This window comes from Marinobacter sp. MBR-99 (assembly GCF_040547575.1).
Taxonomy (GTDB): Bacteria; Pseudomonadota; Gammaproteobacteria; order Pseudomonadales; family Oleiphilaceae; genus Marinobacter.
This window is the reverse complement of record NZ_JBEPPY010000023.1, coordinates 13,696-36,640: the sequence shown is the minus strand read 5'-3', so window position 1 is coordinate 36,640 and position 22,945 is coordinate 13,696. Positions and strand designations below refer to the sequence as shown.

Genomic DNA, 22,945 nt, shown 5'->3' with positions numbered 1-22,945 from the left:
CCGCCATGCTAGACACCACCGGCATCGACATGATTGACAGCGCACACACCCGAACAAGCGCCATTCTTAGCGCCTTGTCGTTATACCTGGAAACCGCCCGCGATGAAGGCATAGACGGCATAACAGCCGACAAGATCGCCGCCTTGGTCTGGCAAGCCCAGATCAATATGGCAGACCTTCAGGACGGGATCACAGAGACCACCGCCACCCTGAAAGCACTGACAGAGGCCCGCCAGCAATGACCACAATGCAGCGTTACACAGTCGAAAGCTTCACCACCGGAGAGCGCCGGACAGTGACCGCCCCTGATGCCTGGGCCGCGCTGGCGGATCAGCCGGGCCCATGCTTTACCGTGGTTCGCCGGGCTGGCGGACAGTATGCAGCCGTTACCGATGGGGGCGGAGCTTTCCCGGTAGCCGGGGAGCATATCGCCAGCACCCCGGAAGCCGCCGCCGCTTCAATCCGCCAGCATTACGCAGCCATTACAGCCGCCGCGTAATCACCAGTTAAGGCCGCGCCTATCCCGGCCAGGAGAAAAGCGGGCACCCTACCCGCCTGGCGTGGCCTTCCCAAATAGGGGCGCTGAAGGGGGCGCAATGAAACCGCTAATCCGGAAATCCTGGTATACCCTGCCAGAAGCCGCCGACTATCTGACCGAAGGCACAAAGGGCCGCCGCCCGGTATCCGTTGCGAACCTGCTACAAATGGCGGAAGAGGGCGCCGTTGCGCTCACCCTTCAAGCGTTTGCCAATACCCCCGGCGAAACTGGCGAGCTTGTTGTGCACTTCAACGACACCCTATCGAACACAGCCCCAGAGCTTGCACCAGCTGGCGCCCGCGTTGAATTTTACGATGATGAAAAATACCGGGGCTGTAAATTGCGGGTATGCCCCCTGAACGACAACGGGCCGCCCTTCCTGACCTGGCAACCCGGAGAGCGCGTAATAGTCGAAAGCGGGCAACTGAAACTGCCTTACATGGTCACAAACCGCGCCCTCTTCCGGTTTTGGTGGCGGTTATCGCTGAAGGGGGACGACTTCGCCCCCGCGCAACTCATAGCCGCCGCAAAAGCAGACGAACCCCAAATGCTAAGCCGCTGGATTTACGCCGCAGAACCCACAGAGGAACCGATGTGGTTTATCCGGCTTCCGCTTGCCGCCCTGCCTGATGACACGCTGTTAGGCATTACTGCCGAGCATTTAGAGGCCCTGCTACCCGGCAACACCGCTGAACAAGCTGGCGAACCCATGCCCGCCTTCCCTGACAATACCCCGGAGGATATACGCTTGTTGCTGGACGCCTGGCGTTTGTTTTGGACGAACGCCACCCCAAGGGATCGAAGCACCAGACCAGACCGGGGCCAGGTTGTAGCGTGGCTGGAACGACAAGGCATGAGCGGCAAACTAGCAGACGCAGGGGCCACAATGATTACCCCAGACTGGGCCAGGAAAGGAGGAAGAAAGTAAAACCCATACACCCTTAAACCCGTTGGTGTCACTGACTTGCCGCCAACCTTGAAGCAAAACCCCTCTACCCCTTTCACCTGTTTCAGCAATGCCAGCAATCAGAGGATTACCCCGAACCTAACCGGAACTAAGGGGTAATCCGAAATGACCGCACAACCGCAAACCGTAACCACCACCCGCCAGCACATTGACCGCATGTTGCGCCGTAAGGAAGTGGAAGAAATTACAGGCCGCAGCCGCAGCGCAATCTATGAAGGCATGGCCGCTGGCACATTCCCCAAGCCCGTTAAAATCGGGGCCCGCGCCGTGGCCTGGCCTGAATCGGTAATTCGTAACTGGATCGCTGAACGCATGGAAGGGGGCCAGGCATGAAAACGGCACCCGCCCCCGAAGGGGCAAGGCACCAGACCCGAAACCAGTATAGCAATTCCGCTGCTGGCGGCTATGCCGAGCGCCTGGATTCAATCCGAACCGCCCTACTGGAATCAGGCATAGAACCGGCCAACCCTGACGCCCTGCTGTCCCGACTGGCCGATGCTGAAGGCAAGCCGGTACGGTTTGGCACCGCCAGCAAACCCCGCAGCAAAAACGGCTGGCTAATTGCCTACCATGACCGGGGCCTGCCCGTTGTTGTTCTTGCTGGGGACTGGAGCACCGGAGCTGAAACTAAATGGGTTGCCTGGGTGTCGGGCACTTCAAACAAGTTCAGCCTTGCCGAACAGCAGGAGCTGAAACGCCGGATGGCTGAAGCCCGCAAGGCCAGGGAGGAAGAACAGGCCCGGCAATGGGAAGCCAGAGCCGCCGCAGCCGTTCGCCGTTGGCATTCCTGCACAAAGGCCGACCCGAACCACCCCTATTTGCAACGTAAAGGCATACAGCCACACAGGGCCCGCCAGTATGGCCGTGAGCTTGTGTTACTGCTGGCGGACTTCACCGGCAAAGCATGGAGCCTGCAAACGATAGACGAGGCCGGTGGTAAACGGCTGATGGCTGGCGGCAAGAAGGCCGGTAATTTCATTATCGTGGATGGCCCCGACTACCCCGCCCGCGTATTGATCTGTGAAGGCTGGGCCACCGGCTGCACCCTGGCAGAGATAGACCCCGCCGCCCTGGTACTGGCTGCTGTGGATTGCGGCAACCTTCAGGCCGTTACTACCGGAGCCCGTAACCGCTGGCCTGACGCTGACCTGATTGTTTGCGGGGATGATGACCGGCAGACACCGGGCAACCCGGGAGCCGCAGCCGCAAGGGCCGCCGCACTGGCCGCCGGGGCACGGTTCGCCCTGCCGGAATGGCCGCCAGCCGCACCACTGCACCTGTCAGACTTCAATGACCTGCACAACTGGCAAGGGGGGTGGTAATGACCAAACAGCCGCCCATTACTGCAACAGACCCCAGAACCAACCTAAGCGCACCGCTCCCCGGTATTGATACAGCCCCTATACCGCTGGCGGGTAGAACGCCGCCGCCACCCTACCCGGTGGACGCCCTGGGGGAGCTGCTGGGCAACGCAGCAAAAGCCCTGGCCTATTACGTCCAAACCCCGCTGGGGATGGCCGCGCAATCTGTGCTGGCGGTTACTTCGCTGGCGGTACAGGGCCACGCCAACGTGAAGAAGGGCAACGTAGGCACCAGCCCCACAACCCTGTACTGCCTGACCATAGCCGCCAGCGGGGAGCGTAAAAGTTCTCTCGATAGCCAGGCTATGAAGCCCATCTATGAATATCAGGCAGAGCGCCGGGCTGAGTATGACGCCCTGATGGCTGAGTACCGGGCCGATCTGGAAGCCCATGAAATGCGCTACAAAAGCATTGTGGGAAGCTACAAGGGGAGCGGCAAGAAACCCCGCCCACTGACCCACGATGAGCAACAGTCCCTATCGGCAGACTTGGCAGAGCTGGAAAAGATCAGACCAACACCACCGCCCCGCCCCCATATCCTGATGGAAGAACCCACGGCAGAGGGCATTTACAAACACTTTCTTGATGCCCTGGCTACGGCTGGCCTGTTCTCGGATGAAGGCGGGGCATTCTTCAGCGGGCATGGCATGGCAGACGAGGCAAAGGGCCGGATCATTACCATGCTCTCCCAACTATGGGACGGGAAGCCCATCACCCGAACCAGAGCAGGGGCCGGGGAGTCTGGCGTACTGGCAGGCCGCCGCCTGGCTGCCCACCTGATGATTCAGCCGGTTATCGCTGACAAGGTATTGTCAGACCGCCTAATGATGGGGCAAGGCTTTCTTGCCCGCTTCCTGGTATGCAGTGACCTGTCATTGGTAGGAAGCCGTTTCTTATCGGGACGCGCCAACGATGAAAGCGCCGCCAGTGATCCTGCTATTACCCGTTTCTGGGACGCCCTGGGGGAGCTTATCCGCCAGCCCTTACCCACCGATGAAGCCGGGGAGCTGGAGCCAGAAACTTTACCCATCACCGGGGCCGCCTTTGATGCCTGGGTAACCGTGCATGATGCGATAGAGGAGCAACTCTCACCCCATGGGGAGCTGTCCATTATCAGGGAGTTTGCCGCCAAAGCTGCCGATAACGCCGCCCGGATCGCTGCCGTTCTGTCCTATGTTGAAACCCGATCAGCACCAACACCGGAGCATATAAACCGGGCTGCCGAGCTGATGCAGTACTACCTGCTAACCATGATCCAGCGAACGCAGGAAGCGGCATACAGCACAACCGAACATGAAGCCCGAGAGCTGGCGGACTGGATCAGGCAGAACGGGGGAGAGCTGAGCGCCGATGGCTTCAAGAAACTACCGGCTGCCTACCGAAAAGCCACCAAAGCACGGGAGCTGCTGGCCCTGTTGGTGGACTATGGCCACGCCTTCGTTTCTGTAACTGGCCCCAACAACAAGCCCCGCGCCTGGAAGCTGAGGGAGGGCAAGAACAATGTTTGATCTGATGGGAGCGATACGGCAACGGCAGAAAGGGCAAACGCCACCCCTTGCGGATTCTGCGGAAACTGCGGAAAGCCCACAACCACGGGGCGGAGAGCTTGCGGAAGGTTTGCGGAAAACTGCGGATAACTGCGGGCCCGGGATTTTTTCCGCAACTCTCCGCAAAAATCCGCAAACGCCAAAAACCAGCGAACCCCCGAAAACAAAGGGCTGCCGGGAGTTTTCCGCAAATCCGCAAAATCCGCAGCCCCTTGCGGGGAAGGAAAGGCAGAACCCTGACGCCGTACTGCTGGAGATTGCCCGCACCCTGAAGGCTGACTTCCATATGTTGCGGGCCCTTCTTTCTGATGACGATATGCAGGCCATAGCCGAGAACTGCCCCGGTTATGAGCGGGCCAGGCTGGCGGACTACTTCAGGCTAATGGAGAGCCACGGAAAACCCCTGTACGACATAGACCACCACCTGAACCAGATGGAGCGCCAAAGCGCCACCAGAAACCGCCAGAAGGCGCGGCAAGGCATAGAGCATGAACAGGCATGGCGGGCCGCACATGATGGGCTTATTGACCACGTTATGAAGCCCTGCCCTGACTGTTATGCACCCCGCGCCCGATACTGCCCCACCGGGGCCACACTTCGCCGGGCTTACCTTGAAGCCCTCAACAGCACCACACAGCCGGAGCATTGACCAATGAGTAACAAGCCTACCTATTGCGCAACGATCACTTACAAGGGCCGCACCATTGCCACTCTGAAAGGAAATGACGCAGAGACATTGGAAGCAAGAGCCCACAGGTACGCCACCAATCTGAACTACCACCGCGCCGTGGTTCAGGTAACACCAACCCAAACACAGGAATAAGACAATGACCGCACCCGTTACAATCGAATCAGTGAACGCACGCAGCGCCCGGATATCTGAAATAGAAGAGATCATTGAAAACAAGTGGCCAGAACTGGACGCCCTCAAGACTGAGGCTGACCGGTGGCAATGGAAAGTAGACGCCGTTCAGAGACAGCTGGAAAACATTACCCACCGGCCAACCAAGGCAGCCAGGGGCGCAACCCTGAGCGCCGCCGACAAAGATCAAAAAGAAAAGTATGAAACAGATTTGAGTCAGGCCCGGGAGGAATTGCGAGCCGCCCTGAATGCCTATGAGCCGATGCATGACGAGCTGGCCAGGCTGGAAGCGGAAAAGAACGATCTTGAAAGAAACCCACCAGTACCCAGCCTGTCCGATCTGAAGGCGGCACACGCTGAAGTTATGGCCGTGAGCGTGAAAATAGAACAGCTGCAACAATCGGCAGAGCAGGCAGCCACCCAAGCCCCGGCGCCTGATACTGATGCTATGGCCACAGAGATTGATTCACTGTTGGTGGAGCGCGACTTGTTGGCCGCTGATATTGATATTGGGATCAAGCCTGAATCAGAACTGAAGAAACTGAACAGCAGACTTACAAAGGCGCGTAAGGAACTGGCGGACGTACAGGAGGCCGCTGATATAGGCCAGGCCAAACAGCGGGGCTACCAACGCCGCCTGGACACCCTGGAGACTGATTTAAGCATTGTCACGGCAGGGTATAAGTTGCTACTGAGCTTTTACGCACGGGCTGAGTACCACGCCGAATTGGGACGCTTGAACTCGCTGGTGGATCAGCTGGCGGAATCACTGGGAAAGATGGCCAGCTGTAACGCGCTCTCACTAAACAGTGGTGACGGCCTTGAGTTCCTTTCACCCTCGGCACAGGTTCAGATCATCCCCGAGGGTATCAGCGGCATAACACAGAGAACAATCAAACCAGACAGTTCTAGCGACCGCATACAGGCACAGCAACTGCTAGACAAGATCACGAAACAGTAACCGCACCCTGCCAGCCCACAGCCAAGGACGGCAACGGGCCGGACTACCTTCCCCCTCTACCCTTCACAACCACCACCCACCGCGGCACGATAACCAGACCTGGCAAAGTTCAGGCAATAATGAACAGGAGGCTGACCGGTGACATTGATTGAAGAGATGGCGCAAGAAGTGGGCGTTGAAGTAATGATTCAAATTTGCCAGATATGGGGAGGCCAAACCCTTTACATACCCGACAACCCAGACGAACAGCACCCGATCGCTCAAGACATTGGTTATGAAAACCTCCTGAGATTGGTTGCAGTGTATGGCAGCCAAACGATACACCCGCCTTCAATTGAACGCCCCCACCTGGCACAGAGAGCCAAGGCACGGTTTCTAATTCAGCAGGGATTGTCAGAGCGCCGGATTGCCTGGGTGCTGGGCGTGAGCGTTCAACGGATCACGCACATGCTGAACGGCTGCAAGGCAAACGCGCAGTGGTACGAGCGGCAGGAGATGGAGCAGGAGCTAGGCGCGGCAACTCGGTGAAGCTTCTGAGAGATTCCAAGCGCTACGGGGGCGCAGAAGCGCAAAGTTTGGCAAATTTTCGGGGCCCTATGGCACCACCACCACTGACCGCAGCGCCTTGCCCTTCCTGCCTTGTGAACTGGTGAAGGTGGCGAACCATTACCTTTTACGATGGGCCCGTAAAACCCACGACGAAAGTTTCGTAGTTCTCCCCCACTGGGGTAAAACCTTTTACTCAGGCTGAGGGAATTACCGCCGCTGGCGGTTTTAACTGAACTGAAAGCCAACCCCTTGCGGAAACTGCGGAAACTGCGGAAAGCCCACAATCACGGGCCGGAGAGCTTGCGGAAGGTTTGCGGAAAACTGCGGACAACTGCGGGCCTGGGATTTTTTCCGCAACTCTCCGCAAAAATCCGCAAACGGACAAAGCCAGCGACCCCCCAGAAACACTGGGCCCACGGGAGTTTTCCGCAAATCCGCAAAATCCGCATCCCCTTGCGGATACGGATATTCTGAAGCCAGGCACCGGGGCGGGTAAAATCGCCACAGACCCACGGCCCGGACACCGCGCCCTCAATCACATTTTTACGCGGGAGAAATAAGGAAACTTTTTCAAGGGGGTACGGCGCTGGATTTTGCCCGTATGAGTTCCAGAGACTGCCGGGGGTAGCCGGTTCTTTTTGGGGGTACTTATGGGGGTATTTCCGAACACCAAAGACAACCACTCGCATAATTATCAGATGGTTACACCCCGACTTCGGGGGAAGGTGGGCCCACCACTCCCTCAAGTTCACACCAGATCCCCATTCGCTTAACGTTCGTCGCCCACTTTGGCTGCCAAACTTCCGCGTTTTACATACTTTTACAACTTTTTTCCCTGAAGAACTCAACTTTTATACCAGATGGTAGATGCTCCGATTGTGTCGCTCTCCTACTCTGTTCGGGTACTTAATCCCGTGATCAGAATGGATGTCGACCATGAATACAAAGAAGAATCTCCTGGGTTTAGCGGTTTTAACCACCTCACTGGCGCTGGTGGGTTGTGGTGGTTCCAGCTCGTCTGGAAATCAGCAGGTGGAAGAGGATACGACGCCGGATGAGCCAACTTTCCCGGCCGCGTTTGCGTTTAGCCAGGATCCGGCGGCGGCGCTGGATGAGATGAAAGGGCTGCCAGAGCAGGCGTTCCCGGCCGAATTGTATAACCTCTTACGCCAGCAGTTCATTGAGGGTACCTCTACGTCGAGTACAGGAAGGCTTTCGTTTTGGATAAATAAAGATGACTTCACCAACTTTAGATGTGGCGCGAGCAACTTTGGCGACGTAGCAACACCCTCTAACCCAGCCGTGGACATACCCGACAATTCCTTTTACGTGGCGTTCAAAGCTGTTGCGAATAACGAAGCAGAACTTGGGGCATACCCGAACAGCACCAGTACCGCAGCACTCTTCAGAGAAAGTGCCCTTCTACTGTTCAATGATTGTGAGCTCGTCGACCCGGCCGATTCAAGCACCGTCGTCGCAACGATTAATGGTGAAGTCAGCCTCATTAGAGAATGGGTTGGTGAAAGCAGTGGTGACAACGGCAGAAGCCAGATTATCATGGATAATTTCTTTTTCAGTTTCGGCAACGGCGGTCGTGAAGAAAGCACGCCGGTCGATATCACCCTTAACAACAAAAACTACAATTTAGCGTTTGGTTTTACCGACACTCACGTCTTTGGCGAGTTTTCCCAAGCACAGCAAAATGCCCTGAATAGTTTTGAGTACGCCAATCCAAATCGAAGCCGATTTTTCAAACAGCGTTTAGCCGATAACGACTTCAAAGGCATGTACGCCTTTGATGCGCCGAACCTGAGCATCACCACCACACCCAATGGTGGCACGGCATCGCAGGTTAAGTTCAACAACTTTGCGTCTGTTTTTGTGGCCCCGACTGAGTTGGGCAACAACACGCCAGATGATATCTACAAGTTGTATGTCGAATCACCCTACCGCGGTGATGAAAATGCCGAAACTAGCTCTATCGTATTCGGTAGTGGTGAGGATGCCGAAACGCTCTTTATCGAAACCCTGTCGAACGGTGGCAATGATAAGTTCATGACTGCGGACTTCGAGTTTGTTGGAGACGAAGCGAGCTTCTTGCGAGGCAGATCAGACCAATCGCGGCTGGATTGCCCAACCAATGCCACGATTGGCTATTCCTCTACACCCAGCGCACCCCTGGTAGCTGGCGTCAGTTTCCTTTTGGACGGCAATTCGCAGGAAACGACTCGCGTGTATGTGGATGAGACCAATACTCAAACCGACCGCGACCCAGCGACGGCCATATCCTCCAACAGCCACGATGCGGCCTGTCGCGATGGCGATAATGGCCCAACCAAGTTTATTCCATTGCCCGGTCTCGGTGGCGCAGAGTACTTCAACCCGGTCTGACATTAGCTTTTCTAAAGCCGTCACCGGATCGCAAGATCCGTGGCGGCCTGCCTGAACCACGTCCAACTCTCTTTATCCAGCCAGATACCCTGGCATTGGTCATCCAAAAGGCACTGCCGTGCCCAGGCAACCCGCTCTGCCTGTTTCTCCGGCAATGGCTGCCAGCTTAGTCCATTCCACAAACGCCCCTGACAACTCACCCTGTCCCCCGGGCCCCAGACATCATTCTCCCGGCCCTCAACGTAGCGAATCTCAACCGGCGTTTCCGGCAGCATCCTTTCGAGCAATTCGCCGTACAGGTGGGCAGCGGTGGTCTGGCCAATATCCGGCTGCGCGTTCACTTCGATCACCCAGGCGCCGGTATCACGCCAGGGCCGACGAATGTCCGGCATAATCAGATCGATGCCAGCCAGGTCCAGCCGGCACAGGCGCGCCACTGTAGCGGCCAACTCGGCATTGTCCGGGTGCACTTCGGAGAATATGGGTACGGGCTGGCCACCGGCAGCGACATTCGGTAAATGCGACAGGACAACGATCTGCCCTTTTTCAGGCACGCTGGTGGGCTTAAGGTTTTGAGCCTTCAACAGGTCTTTGGCGGAGTCCACACCTGGCAGTGGTTTGAGCGGGCTGTGACCGGTGCCTGAGCGCTCTGGCCGGGCGTTTTCATGGTCGATCAGGGCCGCCACGGTGTCCTTGCCATTACCAATCACTCGAGCCGGAACCCGTTCGATCGCCCAGACACACTCCCCCGCATGCACCGTTAAACGGTAATCCCGGCCCTGCACCTGGGGCTGAACCAGCACCTGCTTGCTCAGCTCCCGGCACTGCCGGAAAGCCTTCGCCAGCGAAGGCAGGTCTTTCAAATGCAGATGAACGCCCTGGCCACCGTCCAGATCCGCCGGCTTGCACACCAATGGAAACCCCAGAGCCCCGGCAGCTGGCTTCAGCTGGGCCTCCTCCGTGATCAGTGCCTGCCGGGGAACCGGAATACCCGCTTTGGCCAGAAAGTCGCTGGTGGCCGCTTTATTCCGCACCAGATTGGCCGACATAACCGACGTTCCAGAGGTAAACGAACTGTCCAGCCAAATGCCGGATGCCCCGATGCCGATCTGGAACATGTGGTGGCCCAGGCTGACGACGGGCAGCCGTGCCTCGAACGCCGCGAACAGGAAGCGCAGGGTATTGGCGGAGGTTGGAGCACCGGCCGCCAGCGATTTCATCAGTGCCTCAAGGCTGTTCATTGCCTCACGAACAAGGATGTCGGTTTGCGGCGCCATTGAAACCGTCAACAGCCACTTCAAAAGTGACAAGCTGACGTTCTCGGTACCCTCGTAGGCCGGGCAATACATTCGGTAATACTGGGGTTTATCCGGCGATGACAGTGCTTTGGGCATTTCGAATACCGGCAAACCGGCGTACCGAATCATCCGATGGTACCAATACCCGAGCCATTCCAGCCAGGGCTCGGGGCCAACCGGGTGAGCCGGCGGTTTCGGTAAGTTACCAAAGGCCGGTTCCGGAAATGCGCGTTCAAGCAAGGTAGCGAAGGTCGGCGACAGCGGTTCAGCCTCCCTAGAAGGTGGCCGGATATTCACGCAGAAGCCCGGCTGGCGGGTAGTATCGGCGCCACCAGGGTAGCGAGTAACCGGCGGCTGCATGTTCCAATCGGGTCTGGACGGCATTCAGTGCTCCCTCTGGTTCGACAACCCTTTGCGGGCAACCACACGGTAGAGGCGCCATGGCATCTGCACCGGTTCTTGTGAATCCATGCTTGCCCTGAAGTTCAGGTATCGGGCGAACCGGCGCGCACATCCGCTACCCTGAGTGTGGGTTTAGCAGAAAGATCCGCCGCCAGCGGCTCAACGGCCCGGCGAAACTCACTCATCCGGGCATGGGGGCGTCAGCACCGCGTGGTGGTAGCTGCCACCCCGGTGTCGGAAAATTTCTGCGTAATCTGCAATCACCTGCCCGCTGCGAGGCATGACCACACAGCGCCCGCCCTGGCCCTCAATGAGTCTGGCCAGGTGGTCGCGCTCAACGTGGGCGCGGCCCAGCTGTTTGATATGCAATCCGGTGATGGCCTGGTCGCTCTTGGTATCAGCCCGGAGGCGTTCCATCAGTTCAAGGAGCGCCTTGCCACCGTTCAAGGGCCCACGTTGCTTAAGGCCTATCGAAAAGACAGCGATGAGCATGCCCTGCCTTTGATTCTCGTGGGTATGTACCAGCAGAAGCTGAAAACCTTCGTGCTGAATGCCTTGCAACAACACTGGCCGGAATCCATCGACCTGGCGTTTGCGAACGTCTTCGGCCTATCTGTTAGTGAGCGCCATATTCTCGCGCTCCTGTCCCGAGGCTGCTCGTCAGAAGAGATCGCCAGGGAGCGAGGCAGTTCCGTGGCCACCGTGCGGCAACAGATCAAGAGCCTGTTGCAGAAACTCGGCGCCAAAAGCCAGGTGCAGGCGGCCACCATGGCTGCCTCTGCGGCGACCGCAATGCATACCGCGACGACAAAGGGGGATCTGCTGTCCGCTCACTACGACGACTACCCCATGAGCATCCATGAGGTAGCTCGAGACCAACGGCGGATCGGCTGGCGACGATTTGGCAAGCCAAGCGGGCGCCCCGTTCTTTTCCTGCACGGCCCCTCTTTCGGTGCCGGGGATTTTCCAGAGGAACGGCGACTGGCCGTTGAGCATGGACTGGATGTGATTGCCGTTGAGCGAGCCGGCTATGGCCGCACAGAGCCGTCAGACAAATCCGAAGACCCTCTGGAAAGCCAATGCCACGATATCCTGGCGGTGCTTGAATCGTTATCGATCACGCAGGTGACTGTGCTCTGCCACGAAGTCGCTCTGATACCCGCGCTGGCTCTGACGAAATGTGAGCACGTCCGGATCAATGGCATTGTTTCCGTATCCGCAGCTCCCCCCTTCAAGGAACTGGAGCAGATCAACGCCATGCCGGCTCATCAAGCCATCTTCATTCAGGCCGCCCGCCACGCTCCGTGGCTGGCACGGCTGATGATTCGGCTGCTGATTCTAAGGATGAGAAAACTCGGGCCGGAACAGTGGCCCAAAGTGATTTTTGAAGGCGTTGAGCCGGATGAGCATGTCATCAGCCGAAGTTCCCTTAAACAGGGGGTGATCGCAGCGTATGGCTTCTATGTGAATCAACTCGGGGCCGGGTACCTGGAGGATCTGAGAATCATGATTCAGGATTGGAGCCACCTGCTGCAAACCTGCGACCTGCCCCTGAAACTGATTCACGGCAGCAGTAATGCCAGCACCCCGGTGTCTCACCTTAGGGTTTTTCACGACATCAACCCGGACCTTCCTATCGAGCTGATTGACGGAGAAGGCTTAACCCTGGCGGTGTCCAGGACCACACAGGTGTACCAAACCCTGTCTGCCATGGCAGACACTTCCGGCACCCGGCTCCTTGAGGAACCCAGGCAGCTCAGTTAATCACCTTTTTATCCCCGATGTCAGATAACTTTACACTCCGATATTAAACGAGACGAAAATCTCATACTGATCAATAGCCTGAAATTGTGGCCCGCCGCTTGCTTTATCTACTTTGTCATCCGTATGGAAACTCGACACTACAGAGCCTGAGGGAACGAGTAGTGGCAAAACCGATACAGGGTGCCGTTGGTCACCGACAGGTGTTGATCTCAAGGAGTGTGTCATGATGAAAATCAAAACTATGTTATTCGGTGCGTTACTGGCCTTCAGTGTCAGCGGCAGCGCCTTTGCCTACACCATCGCCGGTGGTATTGACGTGGGTGGTGAGGATACCTTTCTCGCTGAAGCAATTGGTCTTAACTCAGGAGCAGTGTCAGAAACTGAGTGGGCATCAGGCATTGTCGGCACTCAGCTTACCTTTGCTGGTAAAACCGAACCTGCCAGCTTTATCGTGACGGAAGAAGATGCCGGCGTCATTGCGTTCCAGCTGATGACTATGCCGTCTTACTTTCTGGTGAAAGACGCCCGGAAACACGTTCTGTTCAAAAACGAGCAAAGCATGGATTGGGGCGTGTTCGACCTGCTGAGCTACTTCGGCTTCAACAAACTGGAAGACCTTGAGCTCAGCCACTTGACCGAGTTTAACGGCAACACCGTTACAGTACCTGAGCCGGGCACACTGGGTCTTCTTGGTCTCGGTATCCTGGGGCTGCTGACAGTTCGCCGGAAGCTGCAGCGCAATGCTTAACTGATAACGTCAGTTAGCTACCCTACAAAACTCCCCTTTTTGGGGAGTTTTGTTTTTTGGGCGTGACATCACACTCCTCACCCGGCGAGACAGCACCGCCCGTTTTTTTACACTTTGCATCCCGCATCTTGACTGGCTCACCCAACAAAGCAAAACTGCGAACAGCATCACAAAACTAAATGCACGTAGAGTTTCGCCCTGTCGATCCTTTCAAAAAACTATTATTTGTTTCGCAGGGTTAAAACATTGTTGGCCCATTAGCACATGATATTTGTCTTCAAAGCCAAGCCCCTCACCCCGAAAAAGCATTAACGTATCGTTACAAAAATAAACCGGACACAGGTCCGGCAACCAACAAAAGACGATAATAACGGAGTGTTCAAATGCACGACTTTCACTTTCCAGGCAAGAAAGTTCTCTGTACTTCTATTTCGGCGATCAGCCTTACCCTGTCAATGCCCGTTTTTGCCAGTATGGGAAACCTCGGCACCAGCTATGGTGTAATGCCGAGCGACGTGGCCTCTGCTCAGGCGTTGTCTATGTTCAATACTCAAGTCTCCGCCACCTACTACAACCCGGCTTATTTAGCTAAAGACCCCCGAGGCGAGCTGACCGTCGGTTTGCTACATGCTGAGCAGGAATTGCGAGCCAGTGGGCCCAACCGGAGTGGCGATGTTGTGTCAGACTCGCCAAGCCAGCATGTTTTGATTGGCATGAAAACCAACCTGGGCTCGCTGACCCGTTCCGGATACCCTCTCTACCTTGGGTTTGTCGCTGGCGTTGAAAAATATGGCAAAGAACTATTGAGCTTTGAATCCGAAACTTCGGAAGACGGCCAGTTCCTGCAATACGGCCGGGAACCCCTATTCCTGAACATCGGTGGTGCAACCAAGCTCTGGCGAGGCATTGATGTGGGCGTGGCGGCGCGCATCACCCTGCAGGCGGAGACAAGTCTTGACACTCGCTCCACTCTGGCCGGCGACACCAGCCAGGAGAGATTCAGTGCCAACGCCAAGCCATCCATCAAGGGCATTGCCAGTATCAATGCCGATCTTGGAGAGACATTCTGCCCGGACAAGGAGTGCTTTATCAGCGGCTTTGAGACCGCGATAGCCTACCGGGCCAGCTCCAATTCCAAAACCACGATCGATGCCAATGTGGTGGTCCCTCAGGTTATACCGGAACCCGGATTACCACTGGCAATCACAACCATCGATTCATTCCAGCCGGAGATTTTCGCTCTGGGGCTACACTACAGGGGCGACGGTTGGCGCGTTGGGGGCAGCATAGAACATCAGAAGTGGTCTGAACTTGAAGACGTCTTTGCCAACGACACCATCAGGAACCAAAGCGGTGTAGGTAACGGTTTGAGAATCGGGTTCGACGACATTGTTGTGCCAAGACTTGGCGGCGAGTACCAGCTGACAAACACATTTGCCATCACCGCCGGCATTGCTTACGAAGAATCACCGCTCAAAACGACCCAGAATCCTGAGATTAACTATTTCGACAACGACAAGATCGTGATCGGCCTTGGTGTAAGCGCTGAATATGAACGCACACGTTTGCTTGCCTACCCCATCCGGTTTGACCTTGGCTATCAGTACCAGCAACTGCAGAAACGGGACTTCCAGGTAACGCCATTCGGTAGCCAAACCGCCGATGAAACCGTCGAAACCGATGGCGACGTACACGTTGTCGCCGGCTCTGTGACCTTCAAGTTCTGATGAGGTGCCGTATGAAACGATCAATCCTGGCTCTGGCCTTAGCCACAACTGTTATTGCAGGCTGCGGCGATGACAAGCAAACGATAAACCGCTCAGAAGTTTCGGCAGCCGACCTGTCTTTCAGTTACCCCATGGCGGGGCAAGCCGCTGTTGCCACCAGCACCCCGATCTTTTTGCGCTTTACTCAGGGGATTACAACGCCTGAAGAAGAGCTTGCGTCCAGCCTTCAGCTTAAAAGCGAGCATGGCGATATCGTGGCACTCACCGACGCCACAATGACGGCAGAAAATCGGGGTATTGCAATTCAGCCAGCTCAGGCACTCTTGCCTGGCACCCGTTACACCCTAACCAATACTGACCTCAAGGCAGGTTCTGCTGGTGGTTTGGTGACGCTTCCCGGGGGCGGCATCAAGTTTACCACCGCGCCTGCCACCACCGGTTCGTTACTTAGTCGTACAGAAGCCACCAGCTTTGATGTGGCTCGCGTCATTCCAGCGGGCGACAGCAAATATCCTGTAACAGACATGTCCTCGCTGAGGATCCAGTTTACCGAGCCGGTAGACGAGCAGAGTCTACGGTATGGCGACACCATTGCCTTACTGGACAGCCAGGATGAGCCCGTTGACGCGCAACTGTACGTCAGCGGCCACAGGGTGACGATTGATCCTGAGTCAGATCTGGACCCAGCTCAGACTTACTCCCTTTACCTGAGTGAGGAAATCCGCAGCACGTTGGCGGATGCGCCGCTGAATTTGTCGGATGACTTTAGCCTGTCCTTCCAGCCTCTTGATTCGCGCTCGCCCCTGGGTAAGCGTGAGCGGCTCCCGCAAACGGCAACGACCAGCCTGGGAGAGCTTTCACTTTCCGGTGAGAGCTTCAACACCGTGGGTCTGAGATCCCTTCTACTGGGGCAGGACACTACGACCACCGTGGGAGGGACCGTCTTCGCGGAGTTAGGCTACATCCCGCAATTTGAAGCAAACAACCAAAGCATCCCGTTACGCATTGACCGTGGCACTTTGCTGACCGGCTCAAGCGTTGAAGTCAAGGTTGCCGGTGCAGTGCCGGCCGGCTTTTCCTCCGACGAGATTGCAGTCCGCTTTCTGTCCGATGCGGAAGGTTTCCTGTTGCCCAACCCATACACCAGCGACGAGAACGCACCTCGCATCCTTGAGCTCTTTCTCGACCTAGGGCTCAACACCGAGAATGTCATCGCCAATGGTGCACTGGCACAGGGGTTACTGCATGTGCACCTGATTGGCACTGCAATCGTAGAGGAAGGCGCCCTTACCATTGATGCCGTAGGCGTTATAGAACCAGACGTTTTAGGCGTGGACGTTGCCTCCGGTCTGATTTCGTTCCGGCTTGAAGGCTACAGAAACCCGGATGATGCACCGGCAGCCGGTGAATTCATCGATGTTGAATCACCGTTCATAAAAAGCTGGGTGCCCGGAGAGAACGACCGCTTGCAGCGCCCTTCAGATCCGGTTGTCGTTTACTTCTCGAAACCCCTGCTGCCTTCTTCAATCAGCGCTGACAGCATCAGGCTCTATAACGAAAGCACCTCCAGCAGCGTTTCCGCATCCCTGCGACTTGATGGGTCTACTCTGATTGTCAAGCCAGCAGATCCATTGGAGCAGGGTATTGATTACACGCTTTCAATGAACGGTCTTACTGATCTTTCGGGTAACCTGTTAGCATCTACGACCCTTCCGTTCCGGCTTGAGGCGACGGGTGATTCAGCACCAACAACCGTTGGCCCTATCGCACTGACGACTTCTCCGGGTTATCCCTGCGCAAAAACAGACCTGGATGAAGAAGCCGGAAAACAAGGCCGGTGCCTTGGTGGTATCACCAGTGAAACACAACCGTCTGCGAATTTTGGCACACGCCCACTGGATGATTTGCTCCCCATCCCAGAGCATCCGGCCAACGAGCCCATCATTGTCCGTTTCTCACAGGATATAGACCCTGACACTGTCACGGCTGGTGAAACCTTTATCGTTCAGAAACTGCAGGAAGATGGCCAGTGGGAGGAGGTTACCGATTATAGCCTTGTTATTAACAACGGCCGCGAATTGCATGCCGTCCCCCTTGAAAAGTGGAGTACAGACGGTACCGGAACCTACCGTTACGAACTGACAGACGGCATTACAAACAAGGCCGGTGCAAAACTGTATACCAAACTTCTGAGCCAATACGCAGATCCGGGTCGAAGCCTTGTTGATCTTGCATCCGGTGGTCACTCTCTTGAGAATCGATTCACTGCAAAGGATATTGTCAGGCAGTCCGTGTTTCTGCCCCTGAAAAACCTGCCGAGCAGAGACGTCAATGCCAACCTCGCCCTGGATGACCAGGAAGACAAAGTCATTGATGGAATCCCCGAAAACTCCATGAAACTTGCCATTACCAACATCGATAGTGGCGTTCTCGAGAATGAGGGCAAAATCGGTTGTCGACTGGATGCAGAGACTTGTGAGGAATTTAAGGAATTTATTTTCCTGACGGCCAATCTCGACGTCGAGGTTGCGGGTGAGCCTACTCTAGACACCGATGATGGCACCATGAGTGTACCGGTAAAGCTACACCCATCTGTCTTGCTCACAACCTCTGCGGATATATGGGTCGAGTTAAGTAATATTATTCTGGCTGCACTTGCAACCACCGACATACAGACCGATCAACGGTTCGACACCGGCCCTCTCGCCTTGCGTATGCGATACCAGGGTGAGAACCGGGACGAACTGATTGACGGCAGTATCGTTCAAAGAGATGGTCAACTGACCTTCGAGACAGAACTTGATGTCTATCTGGATGCACCGTACCTGAACGTCAGGCTGAGCGGTTTGGCGAACACGCGGCTCGAGGATAACCTCCGGAGTTTCCCGATCGATGGGCTCAAGCTTTCTGGCCCTATCACGTTTCTTGACGATGGCCGACTGGTCATTGAACAGCGAAACGTGGAACCCATCTTGCTGCCAACCAGGCTCTTGGGTGAAGCTACGGTTAGTTTTCTAGAGGAGGAATCAGCACTGTGCAATTTGGGAACCGGATTTCTTTCCGGGCTCATCTGCAGTATCGCAGGCACTGTTGTGAATTCGATCGTCAGCGTGGTGATTGACGTAAACACAGAACTGACGATTGAAATTGCACCTGAGGAGCTTCAACTCAGGTATGTGTCACCCTTTACGCAAAACTGATTAATCCCAGGCAAAGGCCAGTCTCCGGACTGGCCTTTTTTTATGGACCAGATTAAACCACAAGGCCCAACCATTCTTTCACCCTGCCGCCATTTCCTGATAATCTGGTTGCAACTTGAAACTTAAAACAAAAACCCGGGAGAGCTCCATGCAAAACGGCACACACTACCGTACCTGTCATCTTTGTGAGGCCATGTGTGGCGTCGCCATTGAGGTGAAGGAGGGCAAGATTGCCTCCATCAAGGGCGACGAGCAAGATCCGCTCAGCCAAGGCCACATCTGCCCGAAAGCGGTGGCGCTGCAGGATTTGCACGAGGACCCGGAGCGGCTCAGAAAGCCAGTACGCAAAACCGCTGACGGTTGGCAAGAAATATCCTGGGATGAGGCTTTTGACCTGGTCGCCAGCCGCCTGCATCAGGTTCGCCGTCAGCACGGCAAAAACAGCGTTGGTGTGTACCTGGGCAACCCCAATGTGCATAATCACGGCACCCTGATGACCACCATGCCGTTCTTGCATGCCATTGGCACGCAGAACCGGTTTTCTGCCACCTCCAACGACCAGCTTCCGCATATGCTGGCCAGCCTGGAAATGTTCGGGCACCAGATCCTGTTCCCAATTCCGGACATCGACAACACCGACCTGTTCATCTGCATTGGCGGCAACCCGATGGCCTCCAATGGCAGCCTGATGACGGTGCCGGACGTACGCGGGCGGATAAAAGCCCTGAAACAGCGTGGCGGCAAGCTGGTTGTGATCGACCCCCGCCGTACGGAAACCGCCAAACTCGCGGACCAGTTTCACTTTGTTCGCCCCGGCACCGATGCCCTGCTGCTGATGGCCATGGTACATACCCTGTTTGCGGAGAACCTGGTTAACGCCGGCGCGGCTGAGCGGCTGGTGAAAGACATGGACCTGCTGCGCTTGGCCGCCCTGGGCTTCAGCCCGGAATCGGTCGCAGAACCCACCGGCATTGCTGCAGACGACATTCGCCAACTGGCCCGGGATTTGGCGAACACCCGCAAGGCCGCGCTGTATACCCGAATGGGCACCAGCACCCAGGCGTTCGGTGCCACCACCACCTGGTTGGCCTACTGCCTCAACATCCTGACCGGCAAACTGGATATTCCCGGCGGCGTTCTGTTTACCCAACCCGCCGTTGATCTGGTGGCTCTGGGTGCCCTGTCTGGCCAGAATGGGCACTTTGCCAAGCGACACAGCCGGGTTCGAGGGTTGCCGGAGTTCGCCGGCGAGTACCCAGCCAGCACCATGGCCGATGAAATGCTCACTCCCGGTGATGGGCAAATCCGTGCATTCGTAACCGTGGCCGGGAACCCGGTTCTGTCGAACCCTAACGGCCAGCGACTGGATGAGGCCCTCGAAGGTCTCGAGTTTATGGTGTCGGTGGACTACTACCTGAACGAAACCACTCGGCACGCCGACATAATACTGCCGCCCACCGCCGCGCTTGAGCGCAGCCATTACGATCTGATTTTCAGCATGTTTGCGGTTCGCAACGTGGCCAAATACAGCGAAGCCCTGTTTGAACCTATAGCAGACGCTCGCCACGACTGGCAGATTCTTCTGGAACTGGCTCACCGCCTGGAAAAAGCCCGCAAAGGCGGACGCTTGCCGCTACGCTCTGAGCTGGGCTGGAAGGCATTCAAAGCCCTGGGGCCAGACCCGATTCTGAACGCCCTGCTGCGCACCGGCCCCTACGGCGCCAACCTGGGCAAGGCGGGCAAGCTGGTTCAGCCGGCACTGGACCTGGCGATTGACAGCTTGCCCAAGCGCCACCCACTGAAAGGCCTCGCCAAACTCAGCCCCCTGAATCGGCGCTGGCAGGAGTTACCCAAAGGTTTGTCATTGTCCTTGCTGAAAGACTATCCCAGCGGCGTTGATCTTGGCCCCCTGCAACCTTCGCTGCCGGAGCGCCTGTATACCCGGGATGGCAAGATAAATCTGGCACCACGCCGATATCTTGCCGATGTGGAACGGCTGAAAGCCTTGCTGGAGCCCGGCAAAGCCAATGACTTGCAGCTGATCGGCCGGCGCCATGTGCGCAGCAATAACTCCTGGATGCACAACAGCCAGCGTCTGGTTAAGGGCAAGAGCCGTTGCACACTGATGATGCACCCAGTGGATGCCGAAACCCGTGGGCTGACTGATGGCCAGCAGGCGGAAATCGGCTCCGGTGGCCGATCAGTGGTCCTGCCGGTGGAAGTGACCGAGGATATTATGCCCGGCGTGGTGTCCATCCCCCATGGCTGGGGTCATCATCGCCCGGGCACCGGCCAGTCCACGGCAGCGGCCCATGCTGGCGTCAGCATCAATGACGTGCTGAACGACGCCGATGTGGACCCGGTTTCCGGCACCTCCGTGTTGAATGGGCAGGTAGTGAGTGTCAAAGTCTGGCAAACTGAGGCGCAACGCAAGCAGGCCTGACACATTCACCACAGGGAGACACATCATGCCCAGAGGGCTCCAGCTGGTCATCATCGTTATTGGCCTGGTGGCCATAGGCATTCTTCTGTTTTACATCTGGCGCCAGGCCCGGGCGATCTCGGAACACCGGTTGCGCCAGAAAAAATCAGAGGAGTTCCAGGCCAAACGCCGGGACGAAATGATTGAAAGCATCCGCATTATTGCCATGGCGGTGGAGGAAGACCAGGTGGAGTACTCAGAGGCTTGCCTGCGGCTCAAGGGCCTATTGGACCACGTTGCCCCGGACCTGCTGGAAAAATCACCGTTCCGTGTGTTTCAGGAGGTTCACGACAAGATTCAGCACATGCCGACTCACCGGGCCCGGCAGGCCACCGATAGCCGCTTTGTACAGAAGATGGATAAAGAACGCCATGCCGTCGAACAGGCCCATTCAGACGAGGTACGCCGGGCGGCAACCGCCATAAGGCACCATCGTTTCGATTGAGCGGTCGCTATTTTGTAATTTTTTGTAACCGGAAGGTGGGCGCCCAGAGAAATATAGCAAAGCAAATCAATAGTTTTGCTTTGCGTGAAAACCTGACGTTGCGCTCATTGATTGGGAAGCAGCGTTCCGTGCTTTTCTTTTCCCGCAGCTTGTCTAACTTTAAACAAGGGCACTGCCCCCATGCATCCGGGGCAGTAACCTGTGTTGTTTTCTCCTGATAAGTTCGGACGACTCTGCAAAGCGGGTGAATTTGCCGGCCACTGAAGGCCGGCTTTTTTATGAGCCCTGGCCCATCATGCCGGCCATGGCCATGATGCTGTCTTTGCTGTTGACCAGTTCATCAAACTGCTCCTCCACAGCCTCCCGATCCAGGCCCAACTCCTCGTAGACAGAAGCGTCAGCCAGTTTTCCCGCCCCCAGGGCCACCCCTCGCTCTGTCAGCAACTGGCGCCCCAGCCAAAGCAATCGGGCGTAATCGCTGTGGGGGCCATCGTAGGTGGGATTCTTTTGATAACGAATAGCCAGGGTTACTTCGTCTGGCATGCCCCAGTTTTCCATCAGTTGGGCGGAGATTTGCTCACGGGTGATGCCCAACAGGTAGTGCTCGATTACACTCGAATCGATGTGTGGATTGACTTCCAGAGAGCGGCATACCAGCTTGAAATGGGGCGGAAACACTTGCGCCAGCACCAGGTGGCCAAAGTTGTGCAGCAGGCCCGCCAGATACGCCAGGCCAAACATCGGGCGCCTGCCCCTGGGCATCATACTGGCGAGGATACCCGCCGATTGCGCCTGCCAGATGGCCTGCTGCCAGTAGTCCACGTAGCCATCCGGGTGGTCTTTGGGGTGCTTGAGTGCCCGACCCAGTGCCAGGCCCATGGCGAGGTTCATCACCAGGTCAAAGCCCAGAACCCGCGACACCGCGTCGTGAACCGAGCGTACCTGCCCCGCGGCGGCATAAAACGAAGAGGATGCCCAGCTCACCACCTGGGCCGCCAGGCTGGGATCGCTCTCCACCACATCCACAAGATCACCCATCACGGCGTTCGGGTTTACCCGAAGGTGGATGATGCGCTGGGCGGTTTCAGGCAGTGGCGGCAATTCCAGGGTATCCTCCAGCCGTTGCTGGATACGCAGACCAGTGAATTTCTTCAGCGCCGAATGCAGCTGGTCCCGATCAGCACCATGATTGTCGAGATTCACACAGATGGTGCCAGTATCCACTGCGAAGTCATGGCGCTCGGCCTTGGCCGTCAGTTGGTGAAATTCCTCCGCCGGCATCATGATCGCCAGTTTCTGATCCGCCAATTCCAGGGCAACGCATTCCAGCTCGTACACCCTTTGGTCGATCACCGTCGGCCAACCGGTCAACGATGGCAAGGCGGGCAACTCCTGCAGTCCGGAGCGCTGGCGCACCCGAACCTGCTCGCGCCGCTGCATCATTCTGAGATCACGGCCGAGCTGTTTGTTCAGCGCTTCCAGATCCAGCAGGTCGTCCCTCCGGCAAATGGCCTGCAGATTACCTTCGCTGTCGTTCAGCAACACCATGCGCAGCAGGTGCTGCGGCTGAACCTGGTCCGCATTCCTCAGCGACACCCCAGCGGCACTGTCGCCAAGTGCTTGCTGAACCGCAACAGGGAGCTCCATAACTATCTCCAAAAGAAGGTTTCATACCTATTTGGCTGCATTGTGCAGCTAAATTC

The 22,945-nt window shown here is 56.6% G+C and carries 20 protein-coding genes; 17 read left to right on the top strand and 3 right to left on the bottom strand.

Going from position 1 to position 22,945, the window contains the following annotated elements; genetic code table 11:
- Window positions 1-5: 5 nt before the first annotated feature.
- From ABIE59_RS17095 to ABIE59_RS17045, 11 genes are all read left to right on the top strand, one after another.
- A complete protein-coding gene (locus tag ABIE59_RS17095; RefSeq protein WP_354448746.1) occupies window positions 6-242 on the top strand; it encodes a hypothetical protein in 237 nt (78 codons plus the stop codon).
- A gap of 5 nt (window positions 243-247) precedes the next feature.
- Window positions 248-499, top strand: a complete 252-nt coding sequence (locus tag ABIE59_RS17090; RefSeq protein WP_354448744.1) for a hypothetical protein — start codon at window positions 248-250, stop codon at window positions 497-499.
- A gap of 97 nt (window positions 500-596) precedes the next feature.
- Window positions 597-1,466, top strand: a complete 870-nt coding sequence (locus ABIE59_RS17085) for a hypothetical protein (protein ID WP_354448743.1) — start codon at window positions 597-599, stop codon at window positions 1,464-1,466.
- A 144-nt stretch (window positions 1,467-1,610) separates the two neighbouring features.
- Window positions 1,611-1,838, top strand: coding sequence for a helix-turn-helix transcriptional regulator (locus tag ABIE59_RS17080; RefSeq protein WP_354448741.1), 228 nt, complete (start codon window positions 1,611-1,613; stop codon window positions 1,836-1,838).
- On the top strand, window positions 1,835-2,827 hold the full coding sequence (locus tag ABIE59_RS17075) for a toprim domain-containing protein (protein ID WP_354448739.1): 993 nt from the start codon (window positions 1,835-1,837) through the stop codon (window positions 2,825-2,827). Before ABIE59_RS17080 ends, ABIE59_RS17075 begins: the two co-directional genes overlap by 4 nt.
- Window positions 2,827-4,374 (top strand): YfjI family protein, encoded by a 1,548-nt coding sequence (locus tag ABIE59_RS17070; RefSeq protein ID WP_354448737.1) that lies wholly within the window; start codon window positions 2,827-2,829, stop codon window positions 4,372-4,374. The genes ABIE59_RS17075 and ABIE59_RS17070 overlap by 1 nt, the downstream gene beginning before the upstream one ends.
- A complete protein-coding gene (locus ABIE59_RS17065; RefSeq protein WP_354448735.1) occupies window positions 4,367-5,062 on the top strand; it encodes a hypothetical protein in 696 nt (231 codons plus the stop codon). Before ABIE59_RS17070 ends, ABIE59_RS17065 begins: the two co-directional genes overlap by 8 nt.
- A gap of 3 nt (window positions 5,063-5,065) precedes the next feature.
- Window positions 5,066-5,236, top strand: coding sequence for a hypothetical protein (locus ABIE59_RS17060; RefSeq protein ID WP_354448733.1), 171 nt, complete (start codon window positions 5,066-5,068; stop codon window positions 5,234-5,236).
- Window positions 5,237-5,240: 4 nt separating this feature from the next.
- Window positions 5,241-6,236, top strand: a complete 996-nt coding sequence (locus tag ABIE59_RS17055; protein WP_354448731.1) for a hypothetical protein — start codon at window positions 5,241-5,243, stop codon at window positions 6,234-6,236.
- Between the two features lie 138 nt (window positions 6,237-6,374).
- A complete protein-coding gene (locus ABIE59_RS17050; protein ID WP_354448729.1) occupies window positions 6,375-6,764 on the top strand; it encodes a hypothetical protein in 390 nt (129 codons plus the stop codon).
- Window positions 6,765-7,721: 957 nt separating this feature from the next.
- Complete coding sequence (locus ABIE59_RS17045; protein ID WP_354448727.1) at window positions 7,722-9,176, top strand: hypothetical protein; 1,455 nt, start codon at window positions 7,722-7,724, stop codon at window positions 9,174-9,176.
- Window positions 9,177-9,196: 20 nt separating this feature from the next.
- On the opposite strand, the gene ABIE59_RS17040 is transcribed toward ABIE59_RS17045, so the two are convergent.
- Both ABIE59_RS17040 and ABIE59_RS17035 read right to left on the bottom strand, forming a co-directional pair.
- Complete coding sequence (locus ABIE59_RS17040; RefSeq protein ID WP_354448725.1) at window positions 9,197-10,858, bottom strand: hypothetical protein; 1,662 nt, start codon at window positions 10,856-10,858, stop codon at window positions 9,197-9,199.
- A 195-nt stretch (window positions 10,859-11,053) separates the two neighbouring features.
- Complete coding sequence (locus ABIE59_RS17035) at window positions 11,054-11,245, bottom strand: hypothetical protein (protein ID WP_354448723.1); 192 nt, start codon at window positions 11,243-11,245, stop codon at window positions 11,054-11,056.
- Here ABIE59_RS17035 and ABIE59_RS17030 point away from each other — a divergent pair.
- The 6 genes from ABIE59_RS17030 to ABIE59_RS17005 all read left to right on the top strand — a co-directional run bounded on the left by ABIE59_RS17030 (window position 11,240) and on the right by ABIE59_RS17005 (window position 21,242).
- Window positions 11,240-12,640, top strand: a complete 1,401-nt coding sequence (locus ABIE59_RS17030) for a bifunctional helix-turn-helix transcriptional regulator/alpha/beta hydrolase (protein ID WP_354448721.1) — start codon at window positions 11,240-11,242, stop codon at window positions 12,638-12,640. The two genes, ABIE59_RS17035 and ABIE59_RS17030, sit on opposite strands and share 6 nt — an antisense overlap.
- Window positions 12,641-12,863: 223 nt before the next feature.
- Complete coding sequence (locus ABIE59_RS17025) at window positions 12,864-13,388, top strand: PEP-CTERM sorting domain-containing protein (protein WP_354448720.1); 525 nt, start codon at window positions 12,864-12,866, stop codon at window positions 13,386-13,388.
- A 383-nt stretch (window positions 13,389-13,771) separates the two neighbouring features.
- Entirely contained in the window at window positions 13,772-15,115 is a 1,344-nt protein-coding gene (locus tag ABIE59_RS17020; RefSeq protein ID WP_354448718.1) for an outer membrane protein transport protein, read from the top strand.
- Window positions 15,116-15,126: 11 nt separating this feature from the next.
- A complete protein-coding gene (locus ABIE59_RS17015) occupies window positions 15,127-18,315 on the top strand; it encodes an Ig-like domain-containing domain (protein ID WP_354448716.1) in 3,189 nt (1,062 codons plus the stop codon).
- A gap of 148 nt (window positions 18,316-18,463) precedes the next feature.
- Window positions 18,464-20,758 (top strand): molybdopterin oxidoreductase family protein, encoded by a 2,295-nt coding sequence (locus ABIE59_RS17010; RefSeq protein WP_354448714.1) that lies wholly within the window; start codon window positions 18,464-18,466, stop codon window positions 20,756-20,758.
- Window positions 20,759-20,783: 25 nt separating this feature from the next.
- The gene (locus ABIE59_RS17005) at window positions 20,784-21,242 is read left to right on the top strand and encodes a DUF2489 domain-containing protein (protein WP_354448712.1); all 459 of its coding nucleotides are present in this window, start codon (window positions 20,784-20,786) and stop codon (window positions 21,240-21,242) included.
- Window positions 21,243-21,518: 276 nt separating this feature from the next.
- Here the strand turns inward: ABIE59_RS17005 and ABIE59_RS17000 are convergent, their stop codons facing one another.
- The gene (locus ABIE59_RS17000; protein ID WP_354448710.1) at window positions 21,519-22,889 is read right to left on the bottom strand and encodes an HDOD domain-containing protein; all 1,371 of its coding nucleotides are present in this window, start codon (window positions 22,887-22,889) and stop codon (window positions 21,519-21,521) included.
- Window positions 22,890-22,945 lie beyond the last annotated feature (56 nt).